Source organism: Shinella sp. GW835-FHT14H05, from assembly GCF_058793575.1.
Genome location: NZ_JBXAFY010000024.1, coordinates 30767 through 49672, shown reverse-complemented (window position 1 = coordinate 49672; position 18906 = coordinate 30767). Strand labels below are relative to the sequence as shown.

Genomic DNA, 18906 nt, shown 5'->3' with positions numbered 1-18906 from the left:
GCAGGTTTCCCGCAACTCTACCTGACCGGCGAGGTCGGTGGTAGCAAGGGCAAGGGGTTTCAGGCGGCGGGCGCACAAGCGTAGCGCGGAGCCTACTCACGCACAGCTCAGTCGGCGCATTTACGCTCTACGCTCCTACTCCTTATAGCGCCCACTTTTACCTGCAGGTACTCCGAATAGATGCTGATCTAGCCGGTTAACCAACTAAGCCGTCGCCGCCCGATAATATAAATTTAGCCTCTAACTCACCACCATTCGGTTGGAGGCTAAAATGGAGACGGTAACGAGCGAAATACTAGGCTTTGCCGATACAGGAGATTCAAGAAACAAGGTTCTGGGCGATACCCTTATCGGCGTAACCAAAACGACTTCTGGTGATGCGGAAGTTACGGTAGATTTTTTAGGTGACTTTGGAGACTTCAATACACTGTATCCGGATGAATGGTTTTCGGTAAACATTGACGGATACGATCTTGGAAAATTTCAGGGGCTGCAGTCCCAATATACGAGCTCGACGCACTCAATTTCAGCCGCTGACTGGGCCAGTATTATTGGCGACGGCACCATCAACATTACTTATACGATGGGCCCAGAGGTCGATAACCTCGACACCGATCCGAATGAATTCGTAAAACTGACATTTTCCTGGGAAAAGCCGGTGCGCGGCGAACCCGGGCCTACGAAGATAACGGGTACCGGCAACGATGATGTTCTGACGGGTGACAGCGGAAGAAATGTCATAATGGGGCTGGCTGGGAACGACACGATCTCCGGCGGTGCACACAATGATATCGTCAAGGGCGGGCTCGGTGACGATGACATAGACGGCGGCGACAGTTCCGACGCACTCTACGGCGAAGCGGGCAATGACCGGATTTCAGGTGGTAGCGGGAATGATGCCGTATATGGCGGCATCGGCGACGATCTTCTCAACGGCGGCGGCGGTCAAGATTTCCTCTATGGGAGCGAGGGGAAAGATACACTGAAGGGTGGTCAGGGCAACGACTTCCTGAAGGGGGCCAATGGCGACGATGTCATAGGTGGCGGCGCCGGGAATGATGACCTCTATGGAGGCGCGGGCCACGACAAGCTTTTGGGTGGCGATGGCAACGATGAGATTTTCGGCAACAAAGGCAACGATTCTTTGCTTGGCGGCCTTGGCAAGGATACGCTCGATGGTGGCCAAGGCAACGACAAGTTGGCGGGTGGTTTTGGCATCGACACCTTCATCTTTGGCAAGAACGAGGGCGATGACGTGATCCGGGACTTTGAGGCCGGACGCGACGTGATCGAATTGGGCACACAAACCTACACTGTCGTCGAAAGCACAGACGGCGACGCCGTGCTTGAACTATCGGGCGGTGGAAGCGTGACCTTGCTCGGCATTTCCATTGATAACATCAGTTCCGATTGGTTTTTATAGGTTTGACCAGTAGCTGATCATTCGAACAGCAACCTCCTGTTTCTCCTATCACGACGCCGGATTTTCATTCCGGCGTCGTTTTCGCTTTCGGGAAGCTGTTCCCTCAATTCCGACCTGTCCCAGGCAAAGCATGATTAATGTTGACTTTAAAAATCATAATATTTATCCGTTCCCCATAAGCTGACAAAGCCATTCAACTTTTAGCAGCCTGACCCAATGCCGGCAAACCGGCATCTGATACGTTTTGCGGCCTGCTCGATTACCGGGGGTGCGGATTTGTATGCACAAAAAGTCATGAGCACCTTCCACCATCGCTCCACGCCTGCTCCCGCCGACATCCACTGTCGAGTGCGCTGACGGCGAAAACCCAGAAGCAGCTCAAGTTCATTTGGTACCGCACATCCCGTGTGAGGGAGAGGGTGCGTGTTTAGCGTTAGAGGGCAATCAGGTGGCGACCATAAAGGCAACTACAATCAATTCGAGCGCACTTGGCTCGTCAAGCATCGTCGGGATGGCAGCACTGGGCGCGACGCCGGTGGCGGGCGACGATTCTGCTTCGACGGTGAAGGATCTGTCGAAGGTGATCGACGTTTTGGCCAACGACACGGATACCGACGGTACGCTGGATCCTGCCAGCGTGACGATCGTCGACGCCCCGACGCACGGTACCCTTACAATCAACACGACCACGGGTGCCATCACCTACAAGCCGACGACCGGCTATGTGGGCATCGACAGCTTCACCTATACGGTGATGGACAACGAGGGCAACGTGTCGAACGTGGCCTCAGTGAGCCTGGACGTAACGGGCGTGCACGTCCTGACATCCGGCGACGACGTGTTCTCGGGCGATTCACTGGGCCTGCGCTCCTCGGGCATCGAGGTTCACGGCGGAGACGGCGACGACTACATCGTCACCAGCAACAGCGCAGCGCATCCCGACGTCATCTACGGCGACGCTGGCAACGACCTGATCTTCACCGGCGGCGGCAACGACTATGTCGAAGGTGGAACCGGCAACGACGTGATCCATGCGCGCGCCGGCATTGACACGGTGATCGGCGGCGCGGGCGACGATACCTACGTGGTCCGCTTCACGGATATCGGCACGACGACGATCACCGACGACGACGGCGCACTGTTTCATGGCACGTTCCGGCCCACGACCTACCCGGCCTCGTGGACCCCGGCGCCGGGCGCGACTAGCGGCTACGGCATTGCGGGCACGGCGACCGAAGTTGACGAAGGCGAGTGGAACCTTGCCGTCACCGACAATACCGGCGCGACCGTCAACCTGACGCTGAGTTGGACGGGCAGCGACCTGTCGATCGTGCGCACAGGCAGCCCGCAGACCGTGGTCATCAAGGACTATGTCAACGGAACCTTCGGCATCACGCTGGAAGGGGTACCCGTTGCAGACGACGATTCCGCTTCGACGGTGAAGGATCTGTCGAAGGTAATCGACGTTCTGGCCAACGACACGGACACCAACGGTACGCTGGATCCTGCCAGCGTGACGATCGTCGACGCCCCGGCGCATGGCACGCTCACGATCAACCAGACCACGGGCGCAATCACGTATACGCCGACGACCGGCTATGTGGGCGCCGACAGCTTCACCTATACGGTGATGGACAATGACGGCAACGTGTCGAACGTCGCCTCAGTGAGCCTGGACGTATTGAGCCAGCACATCCTGACATCCGGCGACGACATGTTCTCGGGCGATTCTCTGAACCTGACTTCCTCGGGCATCGAAGTCCATGGCGGCGCAGGCGACGACTACATCGTCACAAGCAACAGGGCGTCGCATCCTGACAAAATCTACGGCGACGACGGCAACGATGTGATCTTCACCGGCGGCGGCGACGACTATGTCGAAGGCGGAGACGGCAGTGATGTGATCCACGCACGCGCCGGAAACGACACGGTAATCGGCGGCGCAGGTGACGATACCTATGTGGTCCGTTTCACGGATACGGGCACGACGACAATCACCGACGACGACGGTGCATTGTTCCATGGCACGTTCCGGCCTGAGACCTACCCGGCCTCGTGGACCCCGGCGCCGGGCGCCACCAGCGGCTACAGCATCGCAGGCACGGCGACACAGGTGAGCGAAGGCGAGTGGAACCTTGCCATCACCGACAACACCGGTGCCTCCGTTGACCTGAAACTGAGCTGGACGGGCGACGACCTGACGATCGTGCGTACAGGCAGCCCGCAGACCGTGGTCATCAAGGACTATGTCAACGGAACCTTCGGCATCACGCTGGAGGAGACAGTGGAAGAAAACACGGCGCCGGTCATCAACTCCAACGGTGGAGGAACAACGGCAACAATCTCGGTTGCCGAGAACACGACAGCCGTCACGACGGTTGCCGCGAGCGATGCGGATGCCGGTGACGCCATCGTTTATTCGATCTCCGGCGGCAGCGATGCTTCCCTGTTCCAGATCGACAGCGCAACCGGCGCGCTTTCCTTCAAGACGGCCACGGACTTCGAGAATCCGACCGACAGCGGTGCGAACAATGTTTATGACGTCGTGGTGCGTGCCACGGATACGGGCGGCCTGTCCGACAATCAGTCGGTTGCAGTCAATGTGACGGATGTCGACGAGCCGCCGACGGACCAATCCCGTGGTACGATCACCCTGGATGCGTCCGGCTCGAACGGCATCAACTTCGATGCCTTCCTCCTCGGCGGCTTCCTCGCCGGCACGACCAGCACCGGCTTCCCAGGCTTCGACAATGGCAGCGGTTTCAGCGGAACTGAGGCCTATTTCAACTACGGTACGACCGCAACGTCGAAATACATCACCGCGCGCGGATCCTTCGGCTACGACATCAACACACATCGCATTGCCGGCGAGATCAATACGATCGAATATGGCACCCGTGGAACAGGTTCGTTCAACGGCAGCGGCTCCTTCACGGGTGGCACTGCGCTGCTCAAGATCACCGGCCTCGACCTCGCCAACAACGTGAACGCGGACTCCGCGACGGGTGAAGTGCACAACTTCACGTCGGCCCATATGTATGGATCCAGCGGCGATGCAGCGCGCCTGGCGCTCTACCTGCAGCACCTGAAGCAGTTCGCCCAGAACGTCGTCGGCTCCAAAGGTGCCGATACCTATGCCGGCACCCGCTTCAACGACACGGTCAAGGGCAATGGCGGCAACGACACCATCGACGGCGGCCTCGGCGAGGACACCTTCGTGCTAAATGGCAACAAGGCCGACTACACCTGGGTGGAGAACACGAACGGCACCTGGACAGTGACGGACAAGCGCTCCGGCAGCAATGACGGTGTCGACACGATCAAGGGTATCGAAAAGCTAAAATTCTCCGACGAGACCGTGACGATCGGCACGCCGGAAGTCTCCGACATCATCGAAGGGACGGCCGGCGACGACGCCATGCCGGGTACGAGCCGCTCCGACAGGATGCTCGGCCACGCCGGCAACGACAAGCTCTACGGTCAGGGCGGCCATGACGTTCTGAACGGCGGCGAAGGCAACGACGAACTCTTCGCCGGAACCGGCAACGACCAGGCCTATGGCGGCGCCGGCAAGGATATCCTCTATGGCGGGACTGGCAACGACGAGCTCTTCGGCGGTGCTGACAACGACCAGCTTTATGGCGGCGTCGGCAAGGATATAGCCTATGGCGGCGCTGGGCGGGACATCCTTTACGGCGGAACAGGCAACGATGAGCTTTATGGCGGCGAAGGCAACGACGACCTCTATGGCGGCGACGACAAGGATGAGCTCCAGGGCGGCGAAGGCAATGACAAGCTGCGTGGCGGGGAGGGCAATGACCTCATCGAGGCCGGCGCGGGCAATGACAGGCTTGTCGGCGGCGAGGGGGCGGACCTGCTCACCGGCGGCGCCGGCAGGGACACCTTCGTCTTCAACACGCTTGCCGATTCCACCGTCAAGACGTCCGGCCGCGACACGATCCTCGACTTCGATGGCAAGGCCGGCGATCGCATCGACCTCTCCGGAATCGATGCCAACAAGGGTTCAGGCGGCAACCAGGCCTTCGCCTTCATCGGCTCCGAGCAGTTCTCCAACAAGGCTGGCGAATTGCGTTTCGAAAAGACGGCGTCCGATACCTTCATCTATGGCGACGTCGACGGCGACGGAACTGCGGACTTCGCCATTCAGGTCGCCGGCAGCACGACGTTCCTGAAGGACTACTTCATCCTTTGATCGGATGAACCAGAAATAGGAACGCCGCGTCTTCCCTCGGAGGCGCGGCGTTTTTCGTCTATTCGGCGAAATTGTCGTAGATCTCGTTGGACGCATCGTTGTTGCGGATCAGTTTCAGGTCACCGCCGACAATCCTGTTCATACTGACGACGTTCTTCTTGGCGAAATCCAGCGAACTCTTGCTGCTGCCGAAATCGTAGCGGGGATCGAGGAAGCAGTGGCTCTGCTTGCCGTTGCGCGAATTGAGCCAGACGGCGGGCTTTTTGATATCCTTGCTGCTGTAGACGAAGCTGTTGTCGGAGATGGTGTTGAAATTGGGCGCTTGATGGCGGATCACGCCGCCTTCGCCGCAGTTTCGATAGGCGAAAATGCCACCGTTGACGGGATCGTAGAAGGTATTTCCGATGATCTCGTTTCGCGTTGAACCGTCGATGGCGATCAGTTCCCGGCTTTTCGTCTCGACGTCGAAGATATTGTCCTTGATCACGCTTCGTCCGGACTCGGCATCGAGATAGATGGCGGTTCCCCGGGATTCCCCCTCCAGGCGCGAGTTTATGAGCGTCGTCCACGTGCTCCCTGGCCCCACATAGAGGGAAATGCCATTGGGAGCGAGGATCGTAAGGTTTTCGAAGGTCGTGCGCTTGGGGGCGGCTGCCTGGGCGAATTCCGTGTGATCGGGATGGCGCGAGGATTCCTTCATGTTCGGGCCGTTGGCATTCTCGTCGAGGCCGTAGACCCGCATGAAACCCTTGATGGTGCAATTGCGCACGGTGACGTCTTCCGGCGCGTCCCAGGTGCCGTCTTTCCGTTGCACGGAGCGGACAATGATCGCCGTCTTGGCCATCCGCGATTTGTTGCCGGAAACATCGATCGTCGCACCACCGCAGTCGAGCACGGCGCCGGAGGCTTTCGAGCCTTCGAAGACCATGTTGGCCCAGACTTGAAAACCCTTCGGCAGCGTCAGGCTACAATCGATGGAAATCTGTTTTCCGGGGCGATTGTTTCTCGAAAACGCCTCGAACTTTTCCGCGCTGCAGGTGGGGGCGGCTTGCGACGCCCGGGCGGAAAGAGGCAAAACGGCCGCCATGACCGGCAGCAGACCGAGGAGGAGGGCACAGCCGGCTCTTGTCATGTCGCGTTTCCGTCCGGAGGCGCCGATATTCGCTTCCGCGGCATCATCGAGGAATGCACCCACAAAACGCTGTTTTCCATCGTGAACTGGAACCGTTTGGGATGGACATGGGTCGCGCTGACCGCCTGCATGTCGGTGATCGCATCCAAGAAATCCTTCGGTGCCACCCTGACATAATGCCCTCCGAGCAGGGACAGGCTGACATAGACGTCGGTTACGGATCCGGCCGCGATCTTCAGCTCCCACAGGAAGCGCCAGGTCGGTGTGGATTTGTCGTTTTCTTGGCCGCTCATCGTCCGTTTCGCATTGTGGGCTTCATTTGTCATGCAGCGGTATTAATCCGTTTCGGTCTGTCTTGGTACCATCGATGCGATCCTGCTTCCCCGGTGAAGACGGCGATAGAATGACGGTTCGGGGAATTCAGATTTTACAGAACGCACGACAAATTCCAATTTTGTCCCCGTGGAAATGTCCCGGAAACTGTCACCTTGAAGGGTACAACGCCCCTTAAAATCTCATCAAAAATATCCTTGAAAAGAGGCGAAGCCTCGTTTTGGCTGGTTTTAATAGTTTTAATAAGTTTTAGGCCGAAAAAGTTCTATTTTCCTGTTTTATAACAATGTGTTGCCTCCATTAGATGTCGGCGATGTACGGGTTGTCGTCGGCGATGTACGGTTTGTCGTCGGCGATGTACGGAAAATTGTCGGCGAAATACGGTTTCGACAAAAATTCGCATACCTTTCGCTGAGGGCGCTTCGCCGTCAAACTTGTCGTCGGCAATGTACGGCGAACGGGGAAATTTGTCGTCGGTGATGTACGGGCTGGCGCCAGATTTTTGTCGTCGGTAAAATACGGAGCCACGACAAAAATCAGAGGTTGGCGATGAGCGGGGAAAGAGCCACGCCATCCTCCTCGCGGTAGCGCATGCGGAGCACGGCTCCGTCCTTGCCGTCTTCGAGCGACAGGTCGTATTCGGGCATGGGAAAGGCGAGTGTCCGGGTGACGAATTCCCTGAGGTCGTAGGAAAACTTCCGCAGTTCCTGCGCCGATCCGCTGCGCTTGTGGAGTTCCTTCAGGCTGTAGGTCGCCTCGGTCTTGCCGGCGGCCTTGCGCGCCAGGCGATAGATGAAGCGGCCGAGGCCCGAGCTGATCAGAAAGTAATCCTGGTGCAGCGTCAGGAGGGGAAGGGTGCGTTCGTTGCGCACGATGCTGGTATAGACCCAGTCCGGAATGCTGATCTCGATGGTTTCGATCCGGTTGGCGCCCGTGCGACTGACGACGCTGTAGCCGCTGATCATCGGGCGGCTGTCCACCTGGCGGCGCTTGCCGCCGGAGAGGTTGACGACCTTGATTGTGGTGTTGGCGAGCCGGTCGAGCGCGGCCTCGAGGTCCTCATAGGCCTTGCCGCCGTCCGATCGCCGGCAGAATTTCAGGATATGGGAGGTGCTTGGCCGGTAGGTCTTGGGCGGAAGGCTGGGGCGCAGCCCCTTGGCCTCATTGCTGCGGTAATTCTTAACCTCGTCGGCAAGGTACGACACCATATTGAGGAAGATGTCGTAGTCGAAGACCGTTGCAAGCCCCGTTTCCGCACCGCCCTCGATGGTGATGAGACTATCCTTCAGCTCGTATTTGATGATGCCCTTGTTGGCCTTCTTGCTGAGTGAGAAGGGGGCGACATCCATGAGATGGACATCGTCCTTCAACGGCGCATCGTAGATCGTCGGCACGAAGAACATCAGCTGGGCGTCGTCCTGCGGCGCCGTGCGGAGAATGCGTTTGGGCGTGGTCTCCTGCATGAGGGCGGCGGTGACGTCGGCCTTGATGGACTCGTTGCGGATTGCCTCACCGAGCCTTGCGAGCAACATGTCCGTCCTGTTGTCGCTCAGGCTCTCGAGCTTCAGGTCGGCCCAGACCCTCCGGCTGTAATAGCGCCGCAGCCGGCTCAGTGCATCCTTGTCGAGCGTCACGCGTTCGCGCTCGTGCTGGTCGGCATATTGGTAGGCAAGGGTCTGCAGGTAGGTGTTTTTCTCATGCAAGGAAAGATCGCTGAAATCAGCGCGCGTCATCATAGAAAACCGGGGAGCCTTCATATCTGGATAGTCCTGTCTTCGCCCTGGCCATGCTGTGGGGCGTCAAGACAGAGGATATAACAAACGGGACACCCTTTCTGCCAGAGCGGATCGTTGCGCCGCTCGAAGGCATGCCTTGGGCGGCGTTCAGCATTAGATTTGGGGCGTCACTTCCGCTATTTTACTATGCGGATTAAATGGCGCTTTAAAGTATCTGGAGCTCAGCCAAGCTCGCGCAAATGTCCATGTTGCGTCTCTTTAATCTCTTTAATCTCTTTAATGTCTATAGAAGAAGTCTATAGGAAAAACATATATTTAAATCAGGCGCTTACAATATGTTTTTGGGGCGCTGTTTCCCGCGTTTTGGGGCGTCACTTCCGACTTTTGGGGCGTAGCTTAATCGCTTTTGGGGCGAGGTTTACGGAGGGCCCACTCACACATCAGGAACGATATTCCACGGATTATGGGCGCACGAGTTGGGTGAGACGCTAGCACCTTGATCTTCTTTGAAAGTCGCACGAGAACGTGATGCCGCCAGTTAGAGTGTCCCAGAAAGCCTTTTGCTATCGCCCGAACGTTGTGCAAAGAGAGCGGAATCTTTCAACGGACCATCGGAGCACGCCTTGACGTCTCTCACACATCTCCAGAGGCTGGAAGCAGAGGCGATCCACATCTTCCGGGAAGTCGCGGCGACCTTTTCCAAGCCCGTCATGCTTTATTCCGTGGGCAAGGATTCCTCGGTCATGCTGCATCTGGCGATGAAGGCCTTTTACCCGGCAAAGCCGCCCTTTCCCTTCCTGCATGTCGATACGACATGGAAATTCAAGGACATGATCGCCTTCCGCGACCGCATGGCGGCCGAACGGGGTTTTGATCTGCTTGTCCACATCAATCCGGAAGGCATCGAGCAGGCGATTTCCCCCTTCGTGCACGGCTCCAGCATCCATACCCATGTGATGAAGACGGTGGCGCTGCGCCAGGCGCTCGACCAATATGGTTTTGACGCGGCCTTCGGCGGTGCGCGGCGTGACGAGGAGAAGTCGCGGGCGAAGGAGCGCATCTTCTCCTTCCGCAATGCCGCCCATGCCTGGGATCCGAAGAACCAGCGCCCGGAAATGTGGAAAACCTATAATACGCGCGTGGCGCCTGGGGAATCGATCCGCGTCTTCCCGCTCTCGAACTGGACCGAGCTCGATATCTGGCAGTACATCCTCAAGGAAAATATCCCGATCGTGCCGCTCTATTTCGCAGCCCCTCGGCCGGTCGTTGAACGCGACGGTATGCTGGTCATGGTCGATGACGAACGCATGCCGATCGGCCCGGACGACAAGGTCGAGAAGCGCCTGGTGCGCTTCCGCACGCTCGGTTGTTATCCGCTGACCGGCGCGATCGAATCCGATGCCGTAACGCTCGAGGACATCGTGCGGGAAATGCTGACGGCACGCACCTCCGAGCGTCAGGGCCGGATGATCGACAAGGACGAGGCCGGCTCGATGGAGAAGAAGAAGCGCGAGGGGTATTTCTGATGGTGGCCATCGCACCGGATGTGCCTGTGAAAGGCGTTGTCGATTATCTGCGCGAGCAGGAAAACAAGTCGCTCCTCCGCTTCCTGACCTGCGGCTCCGTCGATGACGGCAAGTCGACCCTGATCGGCCGCCTGCTCTACGACACCAAGCTGATCTTCGAGGACCAGCTGGCCGCCCTTGAGCGCGACAGCCGTAAACACGGCACGACCGGCGACGATATCGACTTCGCGCTCCTGGTCGACGGGCTGGAGGCCGAGCGCGAGCAGGGTATCACCATTGATGTCGCCTATCGGTTTTTCGCGACCGACCGCCGGAAATTCATCGTCGCCGATACGCCCGGCCATGAGGAATATACCCGTAATATGGCGACCGGCGCCTCGACGGCCGACCTTGCCGTCGTGCTGGTCGACAGCCGGCAGGGCATCCTGCGCCAGACCCGCCGCCATGCCTATATCGCCTCGCTGCTCGGCATCCGGCACATCGTGCTCGCCGTCAACAAGATCGATCTCGTCGGCTACGACCGGGCGGTGTTCGACAGGATCGTCGAGGATTTCAGGAGCTTTGCTGGCGATCTCGGCTTTGCCACGATCCAGCCGATCCCGCTGTCGGCCCGCCACGGCGACAATGTCACCCGTGGCTCGGAGAATACGCCCTGGTATGGCGGCCCTCATCTGCTCGAATACCTGGAAACGGTCCCGATCGAAGATGCCAATCTCGGAAAGCCGTTCCGCTTCCCGGTCCAGTATGTCTCCCGTCCCGATCTCGATTTTCGCGGCTTTGCCGGCCAGGTTGCCTCTGGCTCCGTTGCCGTCGGTGATACGGTGACCGTTGCAAAATCCGGCCAGTCGACACGGGTCAAGGAGATCGTCACCCAGGACGGATCGCTCGAGCGGGCCGTGGAAGGGCAGGCGGTGACGCTGGTCCTCGAGGACCAGCTCGAAGTGTCACGCGGCAACATGCTGGTCGCGCCGGATGACCGGCCGCATGTCGCCGACCAGTTCCAGGCGCATATCATCTGGTTCGATGCAAACCCGATGATCCCGGGTCGCAGCTACATCCTGCGCACGGAAACGGACAGCGTCGAGGCGACGGTGACCACCCTCAAATACGAGGTCGACGTCAACACCTTCGCCCATCTCGCCGCCAAGGCGCTGCACATGAACGGGGTTGCGATCTGCAACTTTTCTACCCGTTCGCCGCTCGCCTTCGACAGTTACGCCGACAACCGCATTACCGGTAATTTCGTGCTGATCGACCGGATGAGCAACCGCACGGTCGGTGCGGGCATGATCGACTTTGCCCTGCGCCGGGCCGAGAACGTGCATTGGCAGGCGATAGAGATCGACCGTAAGGCGCGCGCGACGCTCAAGCATCAGAAGGCTGCTGTCGTCTGGTTCACGGGGCTCTCCGGTTCCGGCAAGTCGACGGTAGCAAACCGCTTGGAGAAGCTGCTCCATGCCGAAGGCCGCCACACTTACATGCTGGACGGCGACAATGTCCGCCACGGCCTCAACCGGGATCTGGGCTTCACCGATGAGGATCGCGTCGAAAACATCCGCCGCGTTGCCGAGGTCGCGAAACTGATGGCGGATGCCGGCCTGATCGTGCTGGTCTCCTTCATCTCGCCCTTCCGCTCCGAACGCCGGCTTGCGCGCGATCTGATGGTCGACGGCGAGTTCATGGAGGTCTTCGTCGATACGCCGATCGAGGAATGCGCGCGCCGGGACCCGAAGGGGTTGTACAAGAAGGCCATGCGGGGCGAGCTCGCCAATTTCACGGGCATCAGCTCGCCCTATGAGGCGCCGGAACATCCCGAAGTGCATCTCGAAACGGTCGGAACGGATCCGGACGAACTGGCGATGCGGATCCATGCCGTTCTGGAAAGCCGGATGGAGGCATGATGCGGTCGTCGCGGACCTGCATTCTGCCGCTTGGCACAAACAGCCTGGCGATTTGCGCTTGCGCCCTTCAAGGGACGAATTCTACTGCAAAAGCGTGCACGCCCCTGCTTCAGGGCTATAATGGCGAAACGCGTAGATAACAGGCCGGATGGCTTGGATAGGTCGGTAGTGGTACAAACTTTACAGAGCAATGTCCCCCCATTACAAACCGCCCCGCAGGCGTTGGATCAGCATCCAGAACAGGACGTTCGCGGAGAAAATGGCGGCATGACTACCGACGGCTATCGTATCCCCACGTTTGCCTTTCACATAAACGGGTGGAAGAGAATGGTGTTTAAGTCGTTCTTTCCGGAGCGGCGCTTCACCTATCTGCCCCTGCACGTCACGACGGAGGCATTCGCGGAAAAGTGGATGCCGCGCATCACGGCGGCGGAGGGAGCGGAAATCTTCATCTGGGGCCAGAACGTGCCCGCCAATCTGGAAGCGTTCGTCCACGAGGCCGGCATTACCTGCTATTTCATCGAGGATGGTTTCCTGCGGTCGAACCGTCCGAACGCCGCCCGAACGCCCCCTTTGTCGCTCGCACTCGACAGCCGACGCCCCTATTTCGACAGCCGGGGGCCTTCCGACCTCGAAATTCTTCTCGAAACCCATGACTTCACAGCCGATCCCATGCTCCTGCAACGGGCTAGGGACGGCATCCGCCTCATCGTCGACGGAGGATTGAGCAAGTACAATGCGGTTTCGTCCCTGTCCTTGTCGTCGCTTCTCGGCAAGAAGACCAAGCCACGGGTCCTCGTCATCGGGCAGGTGGAAGACGATGCATCCATCCGCTACGGCTGCAACCGGAAAGTCACCAACAACGATCTCGTTCGGATCGCGGCTGAGGAAAACCCTGACGCTGAGATCATTTACAAGCCGCATCCGGATGTGCTGAACGGCGTGCGCGAAGCGCAGTCCAACCCGGCGGATGTCGAGCACCTGTGCTACATCATGCGAGAGAACGTGCCGCTCGCACGGTCCTTTGAAACCATCGACAAGGCCTATGCCATCACATCTCTCGGTGGTTTTGAAGCGCTCCTGCGCGGCATTCCGCTGACGGTGCTCGGCTGCCCGTTCTATGCCGGCTGGGGCCTGACCGACGACCGGCAGCCCAATCCAAGGAGAACCAGGCGCCGGTCGGTGGAAGAGGTCTTTGCCGCGGCCTATCTGCTCTATCCCCGCTATTTCGAACCGAAGACCGGCAAGGAATACTCATTCGAGCAGGCGGTCGACTGGCTGAAGGCGCGGCTTCGTGATCCGAATAGATACCAATACGAGTTCGATGCCGACAAGCCGATCGTATGGGAGCCATGGGGCGCGTTCGGCGTCCTGGGCTGGCGCCATCTTCTGACCTACGCGCTGGCGCCGGTGATCCGGCTTTTCGGCAACAAGAAGAGCGCCAAGCGGTTCAAGACCAATCCGATACGCTACTTCCGGGAGCACCGGTCTTCACAGCTTCGCTTCGTTGGAAAGGTTCTCTATCCTTTCGATTTGCGCAGGTGAGGGAGGAGAAGCCTTGTCCTACAATCCGGTCATTACGGCCGTTATTCCCGTTCGGCTTTCCACTGACCGGCTGTATGACGAGCCGGAGCGCATCGCGCGGATCGTGGCAACGCTGCCACCCGGCTTTGTGCCGCTTGTCGTCGATTATGGGACGGCGGAGGAAAGGACGGGGGAGTTGCGGGATCTCGCCGCGGCTACGGGCACGAAGCTGGTTCGGGTCGAGACGGGCGATCAGCCTTTCAGCGTCGGCCATGCGCGTGATATCGGCACGCAGCATGCCGAAACGCCGATCGTTCTCTATCACGACATCGACTTTCTTCTGTCTCCGCATGGCTATGAACGCGTTCTGGAAGAGGCGCGGCTTCGCGGCATGCCGGAAAATGCCTATGGATTTTTCGCGCTGCCCGGCGTCTACCTGACGGAAGACTTCACCCGCCGTTATCTCGATCTCTTCGCCCGGGGCGAGGCTGCCTTTGCGGACACGCTCGCCCATGACGGTGTGATGCGACGCGACAAGTCCGTCTACGAGAACCATACCTATGCGATCTCGGCGATCGTTGCCTCCCGCTATCATCTCCTGGCGATCGGTGGTCACGACAAGAGTTTTGTCGGCCACGGCGCGGAAGATTTCGAGCTGATGCACCGGCTAGTGTCCTATGCGCCGCGCGGTCCGAAGACGCTGAACTATTACCGCAACACGATGAACAACTCGATCCGGCGTTACGAAGGGTTTCGCGCCTATTTTGCGCTCTACGGGATCGAGCTTTTTCAGCGCGGCCTGCAGATCGCGCATCTCTGGCATCCCCGGCGGGAAGATACGAGCTACATCGCGCCCAAAACCCACAATCAGGAGCGGGTCTCCCAGGTCATGGCGGATTATGACGCCGGAAAATCCTGGGTCCCGCCTCTCGTCGACCCGCATTCTCCGGAGAACACGCTGGTCCTGGTGAAGGAGGAGACGGCTCCGTCCATCCAGGCGCTGCGGCATGCCTTTCCGGCCTTCGGACGGTATGACATCCGGCGCGAGACGGCGTTTGCGGATGCCGATGCGCTGGTGCAGGCAATGGACGAGGGGGGCTTCACCCGTGCCTTCTTCCTCAACCCCTATGGGAATGCGCACCGCCTTTCCCTCTACAAGGGGTTGAAGGCGGTCGGCCGGCGTTTCATCGTCTGGGATCGCGGCGGGTTGAACGACAGCTGGTTTTTCGATCCGGGCGGGTTTCTCGCCGAAAGCTCGTCCTACTCGCCGGAAAAGTGGGACAAGCCGCTGGCACCCGAAAAGCGTCAGGCGACCCAGGAATGGCTGGACGCGCACCGGGCAGGCGAAACGCTAGAGGAAAACGGCGAACGGATCGGTGCGGCGGCCTTGCGCGATCGGCTGAAGGCTGAGGGCAAGACGATCGTCTTTGCCGCCCTTCAGCGCCCGCAGGATACGGCGACGGTCTATTTCTCCGGCCCTTGCGGGGATGCCGACGGCTTCAACCAATGGCTTGCCCATCTGGCGGCCAGCCTTGATCCGCAAACCCATGTCGTCGTCGCCAAGAAACATCCTCTCGAAGCCGAGGCACCGGATATCCCGAATGTCGTCTTCGTCGATGGCGCAACGCATGTGATGGACCTGATAGAGGCCGCCGAAACCGTCGTCGTCATCAATTCCGGCGTCGGTCTCATCGCACTCGGCTGCGGCAAACCCGTCGTCTGCTGTGGCGATGCCTACTACGCCCATCCGGGTCTTGCCCGAACGGCCAGCTCGAAAGAGGACTTGGTGACGACCGTCCTTCACCCCCAATTGCCGGATGAGGAAAAACGGCTTCGTTTCTTCCAGTACCTGACGCAGGAGTTCTATTCCTTCGGCAAAGGGAAATATCTCACCAAGCAGACGAAAACCCGCGGCACGAGCCGTCTCGTAAGCCGCATACAGTTTTCGTCTCTCTGCGGACTGACGCCGACGGCGATCGAGCTCGGCACGCCGCCAGACCGGGTGACGACCCTTGCCCCCCTCTACTATTCCTTTGGCGGTTCCCCCGCCGTGAAGCTCGCGACGACGCCGCTGAAGCGGATCGTCGAGAAGGGCAAGGAGGCGCGGGCTCAAGGTGATTACGACGAGGCGATCGCGATGTTTACGGTCGCGCACGATCGTGAGCCGGAGAACGCCAATTTCCTCCAGTATCTCCGCGACATCGGCGTGCAGCGCTATGGCGGCGCACTGGAAGAGATGATGAGCACCTCGGCCAGGGCGCTGGGTGAAAAGGGACAAGCCGCTTTTGCTCGGGAGGACTTCGTCGAAGCCGCCAGGCTCTTCGAGATGCTGCACCTGCGCGAGCCGGGCAATCCGCGTCACCTGCGCTGCCTTGCCGAATGTTATCTCCACGACGGCGCAAAGGCGCGTGCCGTGCGCTGCCTCGAGCAGGCCCTGGCGCTCAGGCCGGGCGAAAAGGGAATCGTCCGCCGCCTCGAGGAAATCCGGCGACCCTGGTGGCAGCGGCTGGGCCGGAAGGAAAAACCGTTTCCAGTGAGCCCGTGAAACGGGAACTTTGACTGTAGAAATAGCACTCAAAATTGCATAGCGTTCCACTCTAAAGGCATTTCGAATAGAGCGTTCGCTTCATGAATTACCAAAAAGACGACTTTCAGATATTCGTTAATCCATCATTCAAGAGAAAGCCCGGCTCGGGTGTTTTCGTCGAGGCCCCTGCCAAGCTCAGTGCCGATATATTCATGAGCGGCTTCATTGGCGCTTACTCTTATGTAAGAGGTGGTTCGCGACTTGGCGGCGGCGTGCGTTCGATCGGGCGTTACTGTTCGATTGCTCCCGGTGTCGCAATGGGGGACGGCCAGCATCATATCGACTGGCTGACGACCCATCCGTTTGCCACTGCCCCCGCATACAGGGTCGGTGAAGAACAGGCGTCTGCGAAGAAAGGCCCTCTCAAGAGAACGATCATAGGCAATGACGTTTGGATCGGCGCGAACGCGGTCATCATGCATGGTGTCGTCGTGGGAGATGGCGCAATCATTGGGGCGGGCGCCATCGTTACGAAGGATGTTCCTTCCTATGCGATCGTCGTCGGCGTTCCGGGAAAAATCCTCAGATACCGCTTTCCGCGCGAAACGGTGCGACGGCTGCTGCGGCTGCGATGGTGGCAATACACGTCCGAATCCCTGGTGGGCGTTCCGTTTCACGACGTCGACGCTGCCATTGCCGAGATCGAGCGGCGGCAGCGCGAAGGCTCCCTCCAGACGATCGACCACCCGATTTTGCGGCTCGGCAAAGATGAAGAAGCGTGGTGGGTGAACAAGGCCGAGAACATCCAGAAGGCGCAGCGCATCTATAAGGCGAGCCTGGACAAGACCCGCATCATGCCCCCGAAACCGCCGGAACCTCAGGCGTCCACGGGGCAAAAGCTCCTGAAATATCTCAAGAGGCTTGTTCGAAAGCGGAAAGGGCAGCCGCGATAAGTCTGGAGGTCGAGATGACCTGGGGTGATTGGGAGAACGAGGTTCCAGCGCCGCTCGCCGGAATTTCGGTCTCTATGGACGCTCCGCCCGGAAGATCAGTCTTGATATGAAAAGACTCTGCGGGAAACTGGTCCCGGTTTTGCATGATCGCATTGAACAGCGCTATATGCGTGCCGTTTGCGGAAAGCGATCCCTGCTCCTGCAGAAGAGCCATCGTGTCTGCCAGCTGCTCCGCAATCAGCGCCTCCAGCGTCTCGGGGTCCGCGGCTGCCTGCGCAGAGGAGGCGTTGCCGGCCTTGAGCTCCTCGGGAATATAGAAACGCTCCGCACTATAGGTGGGAGCCGAAATCCTGCTGGCGAGCGGGGACGTTGCGCCGATTGAACTGACCTGCGACATGGGTTCTCCGGGAAACTGACCGTTTGGCGGACTGTCCCCCACCCGACTTGCGCGAGGCTGTTCGAAGCTCTGGTAGCGCCCGGTGCCTAACCGGCCGGGTCCGGTATCCTGGAGAAGAGCACGATCGCCCCGCCGGAATGGTTCTGGTCGTAATGGAAGCCGCGATCGTGGAAAGCCTGGAAGACGTCGCGCATGCCGGCCGGCCCGATCACCCGCTGGTGCAGTTCGAGATAGACGCTGCGCACACCGGCAAGATCGGACGTCGAGAACAGCACCTTTTCTCCCCCCTCGATGTCGCAGACGATTACCGTCGGCCGCACGGTCTTGATGGTCTTGTCGAAGCTGACGAGCGAAATGGGGAAGGAGTGGATCGTGGCGCTCGTCTTGCGCAGCGAAGACGCCCAGAAATCCTGGTGGATATGAAAGTCGATCGTTCCGGTATCTTCTGCGCCGAGAATGGCATTGTGCAGCTCGAACCGCTGCCCGCCGATCCCGTTATCGTCCAGCGTCCTCTGGATCTTCGGAATGAGCAGCGGATTGGCCTCGAAGGAAACGACCCGTTCGACCGCCGGGTTCTTCAACATCAGCGCCGTCATGAAGCCGAGGCCCGCCCCGATCTCGAGAATGACGTCCCCCTGCTGGACGATCTTGCCGATCTTGCGCGCTTCCGGCGTCTCGTAGCGCCCCTCGCGGATGACTTCCATCAATTTGGGCGACATGAATTCCGGATCGATGCGCAGCCGGATGCCGAAATGCTCGATAGTGTCAGTCAAGGGATGTACCTCGTGGTTCATGGTCCAAGCGCTGAGCTCGAATCTTGTCGCCGTCACGGAAAATGACATGCCGTTATCCTGCTGCTGTCCACCTCATAAGCGTTGTATCGCAGGAAGCGCAAGCGCCACGCTTTTGCGCGTACGTGGATTAATTTAAGTGGGGCCGTATTGAATGTCTCATAGTTTTCGCGTAAGCAAGATTTGCTGTGCCGTGGAAATCAGCAGCTTTAGAGGCTAGAACGCGGAAGGTTTGCTGGGCCTTCCGCGTTTTCCTTTGTTTCTTGGCTGTTTTCAGCAGCTTCCAGCCTCTGTGTTGCGCCACTGCAACAGTTTTGCAGCTCTGTCGAAAAATCCGGGTAAACATGCAAGCGGTGAGAATATTCACCGCGTTGCAAGCGTAATTCCCGAGCGGGCCGAGTTGACTTTCCTTTGTAATCTTGGCATGCACGTCGAAGCATAGCTGCAGCT

General features: G+C 59.1%; 12 protein-coding genes. 7 read left to right on the top strand and 5 right to left on the bottom strand.

Annotated elements, in window-relative coordinates; genetic code table 11:
• Positions 1-271: 271 nt before the first annotated feature.
• Both AC1Q6Z_RS33130 and AC1Q6Z_RS33125 read left to right on the top strand, forming a co-directional pair.
• Complete coding sequence (locus tag AC1Q6Z_RS33130; RefSeq protein ID WP_492650469.1) at positions 272-1423, top strand: calcium-binding protein; 1152 nt, start codon at positions 272-274, stop codon at positions 1421-1423.
• Between the two features lie 511 nt (positions 1424-1934).
• The gene (locus AC1Q6Z_RS33125) at positions 1935-5636 is read left to right on the top strand and encodes an Ig-like domain-containing protein (protein WP_492650468.1); all 3702 of its coding nucleotides are present in this window, start codon (positions 1935-1937) and stop codon (positions 5634-5636) included.
• A gap of 58 nt (positions 5637-5694) precedes the next feature.
• On the opposite strand, the gene AC1Q6Z_RS33120 is transcribed toward AC1Q6Z_RS33125, so the two are convergent.
• The 3 genes from AC1Q6Z_RS33120 to AC1Q6Z_RS33110 all read right to left on the bottom strand — a co-directional run bounded on the left by AC1Q6Z_RS33120 (position 5695) and on the right by AC1Q6Z_RS33110 (position 8804).
• On the bottom strand, positions 5695-6768 hold the full coding sequence (locus AC1Q6Z_RS33120) for a right-handed parallel beta-helix repeat-containing protein (RefSeq protein ID WP_492650467.1): 1074 nt from the start codon (positions 6766-6768) through the stop codon (positions 5695-5697).
• The gene (locus tag AC1Q6Z_RS33115) at positions 6765-7094 is read right to left on the bottom strand and encodes a hypothetical protein (protein ID WP_492650466.1); all 330 of its coding nucleotides are present in this window, start codon (positions 7092-7094) and stop codon (positions 6765-6767) included. The genes AC1Q6Z_RS33120 and AC1Q6Z_RS33115 overlap by 4 nt, the downstream gene beginning before the upstream one ends.
• A gap of 543 nt (positions 7095-7637) precedes the next feature.
• Entirely contained in the window at positions 7638-8804 is a 1167-nt protein-coding gene (locus tag AC1Q6Z_RS33110; RefSeq protein WP_492650465.1) for a replication initiator protein A, read from the bottom strand.
• Between the two features lie 593 nt (positions 8805-9397).
• On the opposite strand from AC1Q6Z_RS33110, the gene cysD reads away from it, so the two are divergent.
• The 5 genes from cysD (at position 9398) to AC1Q6Z_RS33085 (ending at position 17268) form a co-directional block, all read left to right on the top strand.
• A complete protein-coding gene (gene cysD / locus AC1Q6Z_RS33105; protein WP_492650464.1) occupies positions 9398-10363 on the top strand; it encodes a sulfate adenylyltransferase subunit CysD in 966 nt (321 codons plus the stop codon).
• The gene (gene cysN / locus AC1Q6Z_RS33100; protein WP_492650463.1) at positions 10363-12264 is read left to right on the top strand and encodes a sulfate adenylyltransferase subunit CysN; all 1902 of its coding nucleotides are present in this window, start codon (positions 10363-10365) and stop codon (positions 12262-12264) included. Before cysD ends, cysN begins: the two co-directional genes overlap by 1 nt.
• 120 nt (positions 12265-12384) lie before the next feature.
• Positions 12385-13809 (top strand): capsular polysaccharide export protein, LipB/KpsS family, encoded by a 1425-nt coding sequence (locus AC1Q6Z_RS33095; RefSeq protein ID WP_492650462.1) that lies wholly within the window; start codon positions 12385-12387, stop codon positions 13807-13809.
• Between the two features lie 13 nt (positions 13810-13822).
• The gene (locus AC1Q6Z_RS33090; RefSeq protein WP_492650461.1) at positions 13823-16333 is read left to right on the top strand and encodes a capsular polysaccharide export protein, LipB/KpsS family; all 2511 of its coding nucleotides are present in this window, start codon (positions 13823-13825) and stop codon (positions 16331-16333) included.
• An 83-nt stretch (positions 16334-16416) separates the two neighbouring features.
• On the top strand, positions 16417-17268 hold the full coding sequence (locus AC1Q6Z_RS33085) for a CatB-related O-acetyltransferase (RefSeq protein ID WP_492650460.1): 852 nt from the start codon (positions 16417-16419) through the stop codon (positions 17266-17268).
• Here the strand turns inward: AC1Q6Z_RS33085 and AC1Q6Z_RS33080 are convergent.
• Together AC1Q6Z_RS33080 and AC1Q6Z_RS33075 are read right to left on the bottom strand one after the other, a co-directional pair.
• Complete coding sequence (locus AC1Q6Z_RS33080; protein WP_492650459.1) at positions 17228-17665, bottom strand: hypothetical protein; 438 nt, start codon at positions 17663-17665, stop codon at positions 17228-17230. The two genes, AC1Q6Z_RS33085 and AC1Q6Z_RS33080, sit on opposite strands and share 41 nt — an antisense overlap.
• A gap of 86 nt (positions 17666-17751) precedes the next feature.
• A complete protein-coding gene (locus tag AC1Q6Z_RS33075; protein WP_492650458.1) occupies positions 17752-18438 on the bottom strand; it encodes an FkbM family methyltransferase in 687 nt (228 codons plus the stop codon).
• Positions 18439-18906: the final 468 nt, after the last annotated feature.

Excerpts from the sequence above, each read along its gene's own strand:
- cysN (WP_492650463.1), top strand. The coding sequence starts at position 10,363 with ATGGTGGCCATCGCACCGGATGTGCCTGTGAAAGGCGTTGTCGATTAT.
- AC1Q6Z_RS33080 (WP_492650459.1), bottom strand. The coding sequence starts at position 17,665 with ATGTCGCAGGTCAGTTCAATCGGCGCAACGTCCCCGCTCGCCAGCAGG.
- AC1Q6Z_RS33125 (WP_492650468.1), top strand. The coding sequence starts at position 1,935 with ATGGCAGCACTGGGCGCGACGCCGGTGGCGGGCGACGATTCTGCTTCG.
- AC1Q6Z_RS33095 (WP_492650462.1), top strand. The coding sequence starts at position 12,385 with ATGGCGAAACGCGTAGATAACAGGCCGGATGGCTTGGATAGGTCGGTA.
- AC1Q6Z_RS33085 (WP_492650460.1), top strand. The coding sequence starts at position 16,417 with ATGAATTACCAAAAAGACGACTTTCAGATATTCGTTAATCCATCATTC.
- AC1Q6Z_RS33120 (WP_492650467.1), bottom strand. The coding sequence starts at position 6,768 with ATGACAAGAGCCGGCTGTGCCCTCCTCCTCGGTCTGCTGCCGGTCATG.
- AC1Q6Z_RS33130 (WP_492650469.1), top strand. The coding sequence starts at position 272 with ATGGAGACGGTAACGAGCGAAATACTAGGCTTTGCCGATACAGGAGAT.
- AC1Q6Z_RS33115 (WP_492650466.1), bottom strand. The coding sequence starts at position 7,094 with ATGACAAATGAAGCCCACAATGCGAAACGGACGATGAGCGGCCAAGAA.